Genomic DNA, 13787 nt, shown 5'->3' with positions numbered 1-13787 from the left:
AAACCAGGGTCGGGACAGTCACGGATAAACCGCATAGCTGTTTTCCGCGACCCCGGCTCGGCGGTTCTGCTGCGCAGGGAACCGCCTCCGCCCTTGCGGCCCGGACGCGAAGCATAATTATGCTTCGCTCTGGCCTATGGCCGTGCCGTTTCACGGGCTATGCCCATCAGACGGCCTAAAGCCGGACCTCACCGTGCCCGCCCTTCCGTTCCTCGGCCTCGCCGCTTATGCAAGTCTCGGCCTCCGGACGGTTTTGCTAACCCAGCTCCCCCGCCACCCGCTCCAAATAGTGAATCGCGACTTATTTAACACCAACCGCCCCCAACATAACCACCCGCCAAGTTTTCATAAATCGCGCTTAAACAGCAGGGGGTCTCATTGCGGAAGTTAGTAGCAGTCGGGCGATTTTGTTTTGTTATGGACTTTCTTCGGACGGGGGAGTATTGTATTATATGTACTGAAAGATTACCGCAAAGGGACATTACATGACAATTATAACGCAGGGAGTGCGATGGGACCTTAAAAGTTATTTCCCTGAATTCAACGGGCCTGAAATGCTCAAGTTTAAGAAAAAACTGGCGGCCGACGTGGCCGCGCTGCAGAAAAAAGCGGCAAAACTGGCCCCGCTCTCGGCAAAAACCGCCGCTGACTGGGAAAAGCTTCTGCTTACTGCAGAAAATGTTGAAACCCGGCTGGGCCATATTATTTCCTACGTAACCTGCCTTGAATCCGCTCACGCGGACAATGAGGAATACTCAGCTGAAAGCGCAAAACTATACTCGCTCGCGGCGGAATATGCAAAATTCGGAGTGGACCTGCTGCGGGCTTTCAAGAATGTCCCTGGAAATATTTTTACCGCTTTTACAAAGCGCGAAAAACTCGCGCCAGTGCGGCATTCCCTCGCTCGCGTGCGCGAGCAGGCGAAACACACCATGGGCCCGACCGAGGAAAAACTGGCGGCCGACCTTGGCGTGGACGGTTTTCAGTCCTGGGACCGGCTCTACAGCAAAATTTCAGGCAAACTTCAGTTCGACATGGTCTGGCCCGACGGGCGCAAAGAACGCCTGCCCGTCTCGCGCTGGCGCGCCCTTATGTCGGACGCGGACCGCAAGGTGGGCCGCGCCGCTTTTGAGGGGGGAAACATTGCCTGGGCCGGCATAGAAGACACTTGCGCAGCCGCCTTAAACGCCATTTCAGGCACACGGCTTACCCTTTACCGGCATCGCGGGATAAAACATTTTTTGGATCAGGCGCTTTTCGGCTCCGGCATAAAGCGCGGCACCCTTGACGCCATGTACGCGGCGGTATACAGGAACATAGATTCCGTGCGCGAGATACTGCGCGTTAAAGCCGGAGCTATGGACCGCAAGGGAATAGCCTTCTTCGAGCGCGAGGCTCCCCTGCCGATGAAAGATTCCAAACTCTATACCTGGGAAGAGGGCTCCGCCAAAGTTTCGGCGGCTTTTAATCAGTCTTATCCGGCACTCGCCCGCTACTATAAGGACTTCCTCGCGCATCGCCGCCTTGAGTCCGAGTCGCGCGGCGGCAAGCGGCCCGGCGCTTTTTGTACCGGTTCAAATTTAACCGGGGAGCAGCAGGTTTACATGACCTTCAACGGTTCGCTGGGCGACGTGAACACGATAGCGCACGAAATCGGGCACGCCTGGCACAGCCACCTGCTGAAGGAAATGCGGCCCTGGGCCAGGGAATACCCCATGACGCTGGCCGAAACAGCTTCCATTTTCGGCGAACATATACTGGCCGAGGGCGTGCAGGCCGACCCTGAAGTAAGCGATACGCAAAAACTCATGATGCTGGACGAATACCTTACCGGAGCGGCCGTCACCATACTGGATATAACCGTGCGCTTTGAGTTTGAAAAGGCCTTCCACGAAGAACGGCGCAAAGGTGAAGTTTCAGTGGCGCGTCTGAAAGAACTTATGACTTCCGCCCAGCGGCGCGTTTTCGGTGACGCGCTTGAGCCAGGCGGGGAAGACCCGCTGTTCTGGGCCTCAAAACTGCATTTTTATATGACCGGCGTGTCTTTTTATAACTTTCCTTACACCTTCGGCTTCCTGCTTGCGGCCACGCTTTTCAGAAAATTCAAGGCCGAAGGCCCGTCCTTCCTGCCTAAATACGAGGCCTTCCTGCGGCTGACCGGCTCGGATACCGTGGAAAACGTGGCCCGGCGCAGCCTTGGCGCCGATCTCGGCAGCCCCGCCTTCTGGGAGGCTTCAATAAAAGGCCTTCAGGAACCGCTTGCGCGCTACAAAAAACTCCTTGCCGCCGCGCGCGTCCCCGTCTGCTCCGGAAGCGCGCACAAGTTGTAAACGCCCCCGGTTTTTTTTATTATCATAGTGGGTAGCAGCGTGTTTCAGCAACTTTTAGGTGAAGTAGTGGAACTCGTATCGGAGAAAAGTTCACGCTAAATTGTTTATGTCCCCTGAAAATGGTCGCATAAATCGTACTGGAGGTCTCATGAAAACAAAAGTCTCAATTCCATGGTACAAGACCGCCCTCATCGGCGGGCTGTCGGGAGCCATAGTTTTCTTCATCCTCATCGGAGTGCGGGCCCAGACAGCTTTAACAGTGGCTGCCGTCCACGCCAACTCAAAGCTGTATGTAGGCACGGAAGTACAGGTGACGGGCATGGTCGCTAATGTCCACTCGGGCACTAAAACGGTCAACGGCCATAAGGTCCCCTGCACCAGGCTCAACCTCTACGAAATAGACTCCAAGGGCCGCGAAGGCAACCATTATATCTACGTGTCGCTGCCAACGAGCGATTTCACATCCATGCCGGTCAACGGCGGGATGGCAACGATAACAGGTCCCCTGAAGTGGCCTTATGAGATCGCCGCAATCGATCCATAAACCCGCTTCCGGCTGACGACTGATGTTTTTTGCCTCACCCTTCAGTCTTCAGCCTTCAGCCTTTCTTCATAAAGTAGGTCCAAAAACAGCGGGTGAGTAGGACCGATGGCCCATGACTTCGATCAAGGCGCAGGCTAGACTATTGGGTAAATATAGGGGGAAAACTATAAAAAAATAAACGGCATAATGCCGGCTGCAATAATAGCTGCCGTGCGCGAGTATTCAGCGCAGTCGGCTTCTTAAAGGGGCTTCTTCCGGCTGTTCATAATTTACGGACTGGAGGTTTGTGAATGCGTGTAACAAATACCATAAAAAAATCGCTGCTTTTCCCGCTGGCTCTATTTTCCATCCTGCCGTTAACCGGCGCTTCCGCCCAAAGCGCGCCTCAGGTGCCGCTGTATCTGGCGTTCGTTCTGCATATGCACCAGCCTATCTATAATCCCGGCGTTCCCATCAACTGGGATTACTTCAACATGAACACCGACCCGGATTCAAACTTCAGCGTCAGGCAGGTATTTGACGAAACCGGCTTCTGCTACCGCAGGCCCGCGACCATAATAAACAACAACCCCGAAGCCAAACTCACCGTGCATTTCACCGGCTCGCTTATAGAACAGCTGGATTTTCTGGCGAAGAACGGCTTTAATTCAAAAGGCACACCGCTTGACGGAATATGGAACGATTATAAAACCGCGGTAAAGACCGGCCGCCTTGAGATGATATCGGACGGTTATTATCATCCCATCTTCCCGCTTATAACCAAACAGGACGCGGAGCTGCAGGTAAAAAAACTGCTGCCGGTGGTCCAGGACCGCTTTCAGACCGTTCCAAAAGGCTTCTTCCCGCCTGAAATTGCTTTTGACACTTCAATAACTCCCTGGCTTAAGGAGTTGGGCTTTCAATGGTCGCTGTTCGACAGTTTCCATATTATGAACCTGCCGAACAAGGATAAATGGAGCAGGGAATACTCGGAGGCCGCTTTCAGGCCGCATCTTTCCGATTCCGGCGGAGTAAAATTCATCGTGATACCGCGCGAACACTGGCTGGGCTCCAATCAGAGCGACGGCATAAGCTCGGATTATCTTCTTCAACAGCTGGCCCAGATACAGAAATGGAACACCGACCCCGCAAGGCCTTTCCTTGTAGTAATAGTCACCGACGGAGACAACGGCTGGATGAGGCAGGCGGGCGGCGGCTACTACGACTGGTTCTGGCCCAATCTTCTGGACGCGCTGAAGGCCCCGCAGAACAGCTGGGTAAAGCTGGCCACGATATCCGAATATCTCAAAAACGTCTATACTCCTTCCGACGTCATTGCGGTAGAGCGCGGTTCCTGGGGAGTCGGTGGCGCGCACATAGACCTTTCAACCTGGGACAGCAGCGCGGTGCACAAGCAGATGTGGGACAAAGTCAACCAGGTCAGGCAGCAGTTGACCGCCCTTCAGGCCGCTGCCCCGGAACAGCAGAAAGCCCTGGCCTGGGATTATTTCGCCATGGCCGAGACCAGCTGCTACTGGTTCTGGAACAACACCGCCTGGGCGCAGAAATCCTCCGCCGCTCTTGACCTCGCTCTCAAAGCCATGCGGCAGGCCAAATCAGAGCCGGTTTCTGCAAGCGCCGGCGGTTCTCCCGCCTTCAAACAGCTGAAGGACATCGCCGTAGGAAAAAAGTGAAAATATTCTATCTGTCATTATGGAGAGTTCGAAAGGCTGTCAAATATAATAGAATAATCTGCATATCGCGGATCAGGGGTGAATGAATGAAAAACAAAGCGCTGCTGGTTTTATTATCGCTTGCGGGCTTTCTTGCTCCCGCTTTTTCAAAAGACGCTCGCGCCAATAAATGGGACTTCCGGGACGAAACCATTTACTTCGTTATGACCGACAGATTCGTGGACGGCGACAAGGCCAATAACAACATTTACGGCGATGAATACCAGCCGGGGAACCTGAAATACTATCAGGGAGGCGACTTTAAAGGACTGATACAAAACCTGGACCATATTAAGGACATGGGATTCACGGCTGTCTGGATTACCCCGCCTGTTATGCAGCCTCCCGGCAGGTATATGAACTCAAGCGGCTCCTATGACGCGGCGGGGTATCACGGTTACTGGGGCTGGGATTTTTCAAAGATAGACCAGCACCTGGAATCAAAGGATGTTTCTTACGCGGACCTTATCAGCGCCGTGCACGCCAAGGGGATGAAATTGATACAGGATATAGTGCCGAACCACGGCCACGGCGTAGACACGAATCCGTCCATACAATGGCATAACAGCAGGGGCAAGGTTTTCGGCCTCGGGAAGATGTTTGATTTCTACGACGACAAACAGAACTGGTTCCATCACGGCGGACCCACCGTGGCGGACCTTTTGGACCTTAACGAAGATAATCCGGAAACAGCGCAATGGCTGGTGGACATCTACAAGGGTTATCAGAACATGGGCGTGGACGCTTTCAGGATAGACACCGTAGCCTGGATGAAGCCGGAATTCTGGAAGACTTTCACCGGCGAAATGCACAAGAACCGGAAGGATTTTTTTATGTTCGGCGAGGTGTGGACCAACGGCGATTTCAACTGGCTGGCCAGCTACACGAACCTCGCTCCCGGCGACCCGATGAACTCGGCCATGAGCGTGCTGGACATGCCGGGCTCCGCCATGAGCTCGTGGGGCCAGTTTGAACAGGTGTTCAAGGGCGGGGATTACAATCAGGTGGACAATGTCCTGAGGAACGACCCCAAATACAAGGACGCCACTTACCTGGTGACTTTCCTGGACAATCACGACAAACCCCGGTTCAACGGCCCCGGCTGGGACGGCAGTTCGGCAACGACCGAGCAGTATTTTGACGGGCTGAATTTTTATTTTACCGCGCGCGGCATCCCCTGCGTTTATTACGGCACCGAAGTGCAGATGGTGGGGGGCAGCGACCCGGATAACAGAAAATACCTGGGAGTGGACGGAATAAAAGCCTCAAAAACGAACCCGGTCTATCTTCATCTGCAAAAGCTCAATGCCGTGCGGCGCGCGAACCCCGCTTTACAGAAGGGCGTTCAGACCCGGCTGTACGGTTCAAAGGACCAGTATGTTTTTAAGCGCGAATATAACGGAGAATCTGTTTTCGTGTTCCTGAATAAGGAGCAGAACGGGGCCTCTGTCACTTTGAGCGTTCTGCCTCCGGGCAATTACATCGACCTTTATAGCGGCGAGACCTTCACTGTCGCCGGCAAGAGGGGGAAAGGCAGGTTCACGATCACTATTCCGGCCCACGGACTGCGCGCCCTTACAAGCGGCGTTGTCCGGGGCGAGCCATGGAAAATGCCTGAAAGCTATAGATTTGACCGGCCGCAGGCAAAAACCGCGGAAGATATTCAGAAGATAGAAGCTGAGGCCCAAAAGCTGGTCCCGCCGGCAAAGTAAACCCCGCACTTTTTCCGACAGCCCAAAGTGCGGGATAAACCGGAAAAGGCTAAGGTCGTTTATTTTTTAGCTTAAATTCCCAATATGCTGCCAGGATACATCACGGGGTTCAGCATCCCGGACAGCATGCACCAGAAACCGTAGATCTTCGACACTATATACCATGTCAGAGCCGCTATCACGACTGTATACGCCCATTTGGCCCGGCGGGACAAAAGCGGAGATTTCCAAACAAAAACAATACTGAACGGCCCCATAGCCAATAACGTCAGCGTTATTATACCCCAGTGCTTATAATACCAGGGAACACACTTTCCCTGCCCCTTTCCGCAGAAACGGCAATAATTGTCCTCAGGGGCTATTATCCCGGCGCAGGCCCAGCAAGCCGATGTGACGGAGTCTTCCATATGTTTCAAAATTTTTATAGAGATGTGACCCTGAGTAATAACCAGTAGCCTTAGTTGAATTTCTGTTCCGTAAAATCGGCAGTGATCACTTTTACTTTCAGTAATTTAAGGTAGGTCTTCATGCGGCTGTCGGTGACGGCCACGGCGAGAGTTATTCTTTCCCCGCCCTCAAACACTTCTTCGCGGGAATATTTTTTAGCGTAAATTAACTGCCCGTTGCCGTCCATGAACACTATCTTGCCGCTGAAAGACTCAAAGCGGCGGTTCGTGACGTTTTCAAGTTCCACAAAAAGCTTCACGCCCACCCTGTTGCCGCCCATGATATTTTCTTTCTTGATAAACGTCGCCGTTATAGGCTTGGGCGGTATTTTATCTGAGGCCCGTGGGGCGGTTTTTCCGCTTTCAAGCCTGGTGACTCGTTTTTCCACCTTGACCACCCTGACTTCAAGGCCAGTCAGACGTTTTTCAATTTTCTGCTGACAATGCGCGCCCGGGGAAAGAAGCGCCAACAAAAGCACCGCGCAGCCTGTGTTAACCCGAATCCTGTAGTTCAAGATGGTTTTCATCGGTAATAGTTTACAAATTTAACGGTATATCCTATAGTTAAAATCCCGGTTCAGCCGATAAAGCCCAGGTGTTCAAACAGGATCTTAAGGCCTATGGCTATCAGTATAAGCCCGCCAAGAGCCTCCATCCGGTTTTCAAAAAAGTGCCCCGTTTTTGAGCCCAGCGCCACGCCAAGAACAGAAAGAGCGAACGTCACCAGTCCTATTATAAGCGCGGGGCCGGCTATAGAAACCGTCAGCATGGAAAATGTGATACCCACGGCCAGAGCGTCAATACTGGTGGCAATCGAAAGCAGGGTAAGGGTTCCCGTATCAAAGGGGGAGGATTTGCTCCCGCAGGTTTGCTCTTCTTTCATTTTGAAAGACTCATGGATCATTTTCCCGCCTATAAAACCAAGCAGGCCGAAGGCCAGCCAATGGTCAAAACCTGAAATAAAATTTTTCAGCCGCAGGCCCGCAAGCCAGCCAAGCGCCGGCATCAGCGCCTGAAAGCCGCCGAAAAAAAGCCCCATTTTAACGGCATTGGGCAGATGCAGTTTTTTCATAGCGGCCCCGCTTGCCACCGCCACCGCAAAAGCGTCCATGGAAAGCCCCAATGCTATCAGCAATATTTCCAATGTTTTCACAATACGATTGTATAATTTAATGGACGGCGAGTTAAAATTCCAGAGAATAGAGGAGAGAGGTTAGCGGTTAGGGAAGGAGTCCCTTATTCATCCCCTAATCCCCTAACCGCTAGCCCCTATCCGCTGCCGTATAGGCCTTTAGACCCATACTCCGGGGGGGCTTTGGACCCTTAAAAAAGCTATTCATGTAAGCTATACTAATAAGTACAGACTCTGCAAAGTTAAGGGGTGAATAATGAAAAATATACTATATCTGATACTTGCCGTTACTATAGCTCCCAACGCCTATGCTTTGGATCTTGTTTCCCTTAAGGCTTCCGACATTAAACAACAGGAAATAAGCGTACCTGCGCCTGTTGCGCAAAAAGCGGAGCCGGCGGTAAAAACCGAGCAGACCAGGGCATACACAAACCTCTGGATGAACATCAATAATAATGTTTCCATGAAAGAGGTGGAAGCGCAGGATTATATGGCGAGAATAGACGTCACGGTCCGCAAAGTTTTTGATAGCCAGTTCGACGTGAACTGCAGAGTGGACAATAATTACCAATGGGCCACGGTACGCAAAAGCGGTAATACAAACTACCAGCTGAGCGGCTCGGGCATGTTCCTTAGTATGGATGAATGGGGGGGAAACTATAATATTTCAGGCAACGTGACTGAAAACGGCCAGACCAAATACCTCAATCTGACCATGTACAAAAGCTTCGACGAGTTCTCCTTCAACGTTAATTCCTACGGCCTGAACCTTAGTATAAACAAGACCGGAATAAACGGCAGCTTTGACACCACGCAATATTCAAAAACCGCCGTGGCCGCCGTAGTCACGTTCGCACTGGCCGTGCAGGCCGACAAATCAGCCCCCGCCGCTCAGCCCTCCAAGACGAAAACCAGCCAGTACGTACAGGTTTCCGGCGACGTAAACCTGACCGGCAACGGCTTTGTGCCGCAAAACGGCGGCTATACCACCGTCAATCTCACCGGCTCGGCCGCCTTCAGCGACGCCTCCGGCAAGATCCGGTCCAATCAGGCGTACATTACCGTGCCGGCCTCCATGTGGATACACCCGAACCAGTATGTGTTCCAAACCGTGTGGCCCAACGTTTCCGCGCAGTTTTACCAGGACGGCAAATATGTCGGCTCCGCTAATATGAGCGGCAGCATCAATGTCAGCGGCTGGCCCAGCGGCAGCTTCGTCTATCTAAACGGCAGAGGCCGCCTGAGCGGTTCCATTTACGTGAACGACGGGCAATAGCTCCGCTTTGACAAAAAAAGCGCCCCACTGCGGGGGCGCTTTTTTTATTGGCAAGCAGACTGTGGGTGCGGGGCCGATGGTTTACAAATGGCTATCCGAGCCTGTTTCTCACTTTATCCCAGGATCGGGTTATCAGAAAACTTTCTTCCATATTAGCGGCCATACGGAGGAATTTACTCATCGGCGCCGCGAACGTAAGCGTTTCTTTCGGTACATACGGTCTGGCCGACACGTCGAACATCCCGATGACCCCCCTTGGACGGGCGGAAGCTTTTTCGAGATAGGGGTATTGGATAATAGAGCCGCAGCCGGCGCAAAAAGGACAGAAAACCCCGTTCGGTTCCGCTTCATCGTAGTTCGCGAGAGTAAAAAGACCCGACAGGACATCAGGCGTCGCGAAGAAGACGACCGCGTCCGGAGAGTCCGATTCCTCCAGAAAGTCAAACCGCTTAAAAACTATATATTTGGCCGGAGCTGTGAACTTTGAAGCTGCCCCGAGCATCTCTTTGACCAGTTCGGGCGATTTTTTATAGCGCTCGCCTTCAAGCCTGTCCGGAATACCGCATGACAGGAAATACTCAAAGTTCGGCGCGAGGTCCGTTGTAAATCCGGCGTATCTTTTGCCGCCGGCGCAGCCGATAGAACCCGCTTCAAAGCAAAGAGAGGCGCCTTTGCGGACTTTTGCCAGCGCTCCGATAATACACTGGCGGCCTGATGGCGGCGCTGTCAGCTCGGCGCGATCCCCTGTGCCGGTGTAATAAAAAGCGATAGGGAGTTCCGCGCCGTTAAAATATTTATTCCATTCTTCTATGAACTTTTTTTTCACTGTCATGTCCATAGCGCTTTACCTCGTAATTGTTCTGTCAGCGTAACTGCTCAGGTAGCCAGAAGTAAGAATTCAGCAGTCAGAAGCAGGCCATCCTGAATTCTGACTACTGAATTCTGTATACCTGAAAGGGGCTGTTGGCTTTTCCAGCCGCCCCTATTTAGCCGGCGGATTTATTTTACTCAGGGCTTTGGCGGCAAATTTGCGCACGCCGGCGTCGGAATCGTTCAACGCTTTGTTAAGTTCAGGGATCGCGCTTTTGGCCTTTGTGCCCATTTTACCCAGGGCTTGGGCGGTTAATATGCGCACGCCGGCATCTGAATCGCTCAACGCTTTTATAAGTTCAGGAACGGCGCTTTTGGCCTTGGGGCCTATTTTACCCAGGGCTTGGGCGACGGCTTTGCGCACGCCGGCATCGGAATCGCCTAATGCCAGCGCAAGGTCAGGAACCGCGTTTTTGGCTCCGGAACCGAGTTTACCCAGGGTGCGGGCGGCAGCTGTGCGCGCGCCTATGTCAGAATCGCTTAAGGCTTTTATAAGTTCGGTAACCGCGTCTTTGTTTTGAGGACTTGTTTTATCCGGAGCCTGGGCATACGCTTTGCGCGCAATATCCTCAGCCTCGCTCACAGTGGTTTTGCTTTCAGGAACGGCGGTTTCGGCTTTAGGGTTTATTTTATCCAGGGCGGCGGCGGCATTCGCGCGCGCCTCATCGTTAGGATCGCCCAATAGTTTGGTGAGTTCCGGAACAGCGTCTTTGGCCTCAGGGCCTATTAAACCTAATGCGCCGGCGGCTAATTTGCGCAGTTTATCGTTAGAGTCACTCAACGCCTTTGTAAGTTCGGGAACGGCGCTTTTGGCCTCCGGGCCTATTTTCCCCAGGGCGCCGGCCGCGTTTTCGCGCACTTTGTTGTTAGAATCGCTTAATGATTTTGCGAGTTCAGAAACCGCGGTTTTGGCTTCGGGGCCTATTTTCCCCAGGGCGCCGGCCGCACTTATGCGCACCTCGTCATTAGAATCGCTCAACGATTTGATAAGGTCGGGAACAGCGGGTGCGGCGTCAGGACCTATTTTCCCCAGGGCCCAGGCCGCATTTATGCGCACCGCATTAAAATCGCCCAATCCCTTTGTGAGTTCGGCAATGGCGGTCTTAGCTTCCGGACCTATTTTACCCAGGGCGTCGGCGGCTAATGCGCGTACATCGACGGCGGAATCGCTCAATGCCTTTGTAAGTTCGGGGACGGCGGTTTTGGCTTCAAGGCCCATTTTGCCCAAGGCGGCAACAGCGCGGCTGCGCACCTTTTCCTCGGAATCGCTTAACGCTTTTATGAGATCGGCAAGAGTGTTAGAGCCTATTTTAGCCAGGGCGACAGTAGCCTCCCCGCGCATGTCGGCATTGTAAGAGCTTGAAAGCTTTGTAAGTTTAGGAACGGCAGTTTTGGCTTCCGGGCCGATTAAACCCAAGGCAACGGCCGCCGCCACGCGGACATCGGGATTGGAATCGCTTAACGCCTTTACAAGTTCGGGAACCGCGGTTTTGGCGTCGGGGCCTATTTTACCCAGAGCGTCGGCGGCAAATGCGCGCACATCGGTATCAGAATCACCCAACGCGTTTGTAAGGTCGGGAACCGCAGTTTTGGCGTCGGAGCCCAGTGCGCCCAGGGCGACAATGGCTGCCTTGCGCTTATAGCTGTTGGAATCGGTCAATGACTTTGTAAGGCGGGTAACCTCCGCTCTTGACTCGTAAGAATCGGCCTGTAATTCGGTTGCGGAATAAACAGCCAGAGAAACACAGGCGAGTGCCATAAAAATCCCGCGCTTGCGCATATTGATGTGACTGGTAAAACCTTTCGCATTTTCAGACATTTAACCCTCCTTAACTTTTGTGCCGCCTAACATTTGAGTTCAAAATTTAAATCCGGCCTTTTACAGCCTGGCGCACGGCCCAAAGGGCTGACAACACTAATATATTAAAGATTGACCGTTATTTCAATAACTTTTATTTTCCGTACTGCTTCCATACTCAGGATGTATCGCCAGGCAGTAATTTTCAAGTATGAACTGTTCGGTGCCGGGCATTATCTTTTTAACTTTACACACATCCGAGTTGGGCGGGCAGAGGCGCGCGAGCGGATGTCCGGCCTTGATATACTGAGGGCAGGCGGAACAAATACCTTCCAGTGTTTTCAACACCTGCTTCTTCTTCTCTTCCTTCAGCGTTTCAAAAAACTTCGCCGCGTCGCTTTTCATCCTGCCGGCAAAAGTGCGGGTGGGGTAAACCAGACTTAACTTCGGCTTGCAGAGTTTGGGCCAGGAGGCAGCCGCCGCTCCCGCGCCGCCGTAAATCAGCTCCGTACGGCTTAAAATACGCCCGCGGAGCGCCGCAGGGGCGGCCACATCCGGCGAATACTTGCTATGCGAAGTGAACCCGCCATAAAGGTCATATTTGGAAATACAGGCTTCAATGGCCGGATAAACTTTTTCTTTTTTCGGACCGGTCACAAAGCCGCCCTTGATGTCGCCCTCGCCGATAAAGAAAAAACCGAGCACGAACGGTTTTGCGAGCGTTTCATAAACGGAATCGGCCGGCAGGTCCTGGTATATCTCCGTTTTGGTCTGAGGGTAAAGCGCGTCCAGCCCCTGGCTCAGAAAGGCCGGGATATCGGTGCAGGCTTTCAAAGTTATCGAATCCTTAAATTTTGATTTTTCCGGCAGTGAGCAATTTCCGGTGAAGATCAGGAACCTGCCCTGGGAGCAGAAATCAATTATTGGCTCGTCGCCCTGAGGCGCGGCGTTATCCACATAAAACTGGCCAAAGCCCGGTTTAGGCAGTAAAAGAATAAAGGCTATAAGCCATATTTTCATATAAGGCAATTCACTGTTTTTTCCCGCCGACGGCTCCGGAGCTTTGGCGGAGCGGCCATCATAAGCAAAACTCCCCCGGCTGGTCCGGGGGAGTCGCGTTTTTTCCGTGTTTTTCCCTGTCAATCCTCTTCCAGTTTGGTCGGCATGATAAGCTTCTCGTTCTTCTTCAGTAGCGCGGCGGGAACCGGCCTGACCATTTTTGTCTGGGTCATCTCTTCCAGATACTTTTTGACCGTTGTTTTCCAATAGTTCTGGGTAATGTAGAAAACCTTGGCGCCGCCGAGCTCGTGCTGTACGTCGGGCCACGGATAAGAAGGCTGGGCCATTCCTATGCCCCATCTCTTGAGGCCGTTATAGCTTTCATAGGTCGCCCAGAATTCCTTCTGTTTCAAAGTTTCGAAACAGTATTCGCACTTCGCGTAATACATTATCGCCCCGGCCCGCAATCCTCTTCTGAAAGCCAGAGAATGAAGGCTGATATTGATATTCTCGTTCATCAGACGGCCGTTACAGAACGCAACCACATGTCCGTCAATAACACCGACGAGATGATAGGGGTCTTTCAGGCGGTTCCTGACCCAGCCGAGAATCTCGGCGTAGACCCGGGCTCCCACGATGTCGTAAAAATCATGGTCAATGTCCATTAACTTTTTGACATAGTCAAGGAATAAAGGGGCTTCCTCTCTTTTTATCGGGCGGATCACCATCGTTTCGCCGGTTTTCAGCTTTACCATCGCCGGCTCAAAAGGCGGTATATCCATTGACGGGCCGCACAATAACGGCTCAAGTTCAGAGACTTTGAAGGTTACCACTTCCTGCGAGACCTTTTCAGGGGGTGCTTTTATCATTTTTTTCTCCATTGTACGGACATTTTACCGCATCTTTTCAACAGGCAGGGATTCGCGTTGCCTGTCTGAGAAGTGCTTTTTCAGATTATACAATACTTT

Annotated in this window: 12 protein-coding genes; 5 read left to right on the top strand and 7 right to left on the bottom strand. The window is 52.5% G+C overall.

Translation table 11 applies throughout. The annotated features are described in order from the left end of the window. Positions 1-485: 485 nt before the first annotated feature. The 4 genes from NTX59_07205 (at position 486) to NTX59_07190 (ending at position 6298) form a co-directional block, all read left to right on the top strand. Positions 486-2330 carry a M3 family oligoendopeptidase gene (locus NTX59_07205; protein ID MCX5785459.1) on the top strand — a complete coding sequence of 615 codons (1845 nt, stop codon included), beginning with the start codon at positions 486-488 and terminating at the stop codon, positions 2328-2330. Positions 2331-2478: 148 nt separating this feature from the next. After that, positions 2479-2874 carry a hypothetical protein gene (locus tag NTX59_07200; GenBank protein ID MCX5785458.1) on the top strand — a complete coding sequence of 132 codons (396 nt, stop codon included), beginning with the start codon at positions 2479-2481 and terminating at the stop codon, positions 2872-2874. A 290-nt stretch (positions 2875-3164) separates the two neighbouring features. Next, positions 3165-4547, top strand: a complete 1383-nt coding sequence (locus NTX59_07195) for a hypothetical protein (protein MCX5785457.1) — start codon at positions 3165-3167, stop codon at positions 4545-4547. A gap of 86 nt (positions 4548-4633) precedes the next feature. Continuing rightward, positions 4634-6298 carry an alpha-amylase family glycosyl hydrolase gene (locus NTX59_07190; protein ID MCX5785456.1) on the top strand — a complete coding sequence of 555 codons (1665 nt, stop codon included), beginning with the start codon at positions 4634-4636 and terminating at the stop codon, positions 6296-6298. 71 nt (positions 6299-6369) lie between these two features. On the opposite strand, the gene NTX59_07185 is transcribed toward NTX59_07190, so the two are convergent. From NTX59_07185 to NTX59_07175, 3 genes are read right to left on the bottom strand one after another with little or no spacing between them, the layout of a single operon-like run. Further along, positions 6370-6705 carry a hypothetical protein gene (locus NTX59_07185; GenBank protein MCX5785455.1) on the bottom strand — a complete coding sequence of 112 codons (336 nt, stop codon included), beginning with the start codon at positions 6703-6705 and terminating at the stop codon, positions 6370-6372. Positions 6706-6755: 50 nt separating this feature from the next. Beyond that, a complete protein-coding gene (locus tag NTX59_07180) occupies positions 6756-7271 on the bottom strand; it encodes a hypothetical protein (protein ID MCX5785454.1) in 516 nt (171 codons plus the stop codon). A gap of 50 nt (positions 7272-7321) precedes the next feature. Then, a complete protein-coding gene (locus tag NTX59_07175; GenBank protein MCX5785453.1) occupies positions 7322-7897 on the bottom strand; it encodes a manganese efflux pump MntP family protein in 576 nt (191 codons plus the stop codon). A 235-nt stretch (positions 7898-8132) separates the two neighbouring features. Between NTX59_07175 and NTX59_07170 the strand changes: the two genes are divergently transcribed. Then, positions 8133-9152 (top strand): hypothetical protein, encoded by a 1020-nt coding sequence (locus NTX59_07170; protein MCX5785452.1) that lies wholly within the window; start codon positions 8133-8135, stop codon positions 9150-9152. A gap of 91 nt (positions 9153-9243) precedes the next feature. Here NTX59_07170 and NTX59_07165 read toward each other — a convergent pair whose 3' ends face one another. The 4 genes from NTX59_07165 to NTX59_07150 form a co-directional block, all read right to left on the bottom strand. Continuing rightward, positions 9244-9990, bottom strand: coding sequence for a DUF169 domain-containing protein (locus tag NTX59_07165; GenBank protein ID MCX5785451.1), 747 nt, complete (start codon positions 9988-9990; stop codon positions 9244-9246). 144 nt (positions 9991-10134) lie between these two features. Next, entirely contained in the window at positions 10135-11841 is a 1707-nt protein-coding gene (locus NTX59_07160) for a HEAT repeat domain-containing protein (protein ID MCX5785450.1), read from the bottom strand. Positions 11842-11964: 123 nt separating this feature from the next. After that, positions 11965-12840: a hypothetical protein gene (locus NTX59_07155; protein MCX5785449.1), complete on the bottom strand. Its 876-nt coding sequence runs from the start codon at positions 12838-12840 to the stop codon at positions 11965-11967. A gap of 119 nt (positions 12841-12959) precedes the next feature. Continuing rightward, on the bottom strand, positions 12960-13688 hold the full coding sequence (locus NTX59_07150) for an N-acetyltransferase (GenBank protein ID MCX5785448.1): 729 nt from the start codon (positions 13686-13688) through the stop codon (positions 12960-12962). Positions 13689-13787 lie beyond the last annotated feature (99 nt).

This window comes from Elusimicrobiota bacterium, assembly GCA_026388155.1.
Classification (GTDB): Bacteria; Elusimicrobiota; Elusimicrobia; order Elusimicrobiales; family UBA9959; genus UBA9634.
Note: the sequence above shows the minus strand (reverse complement) of the source record. Positions and strands in the feature narration are given on the sequence as shown.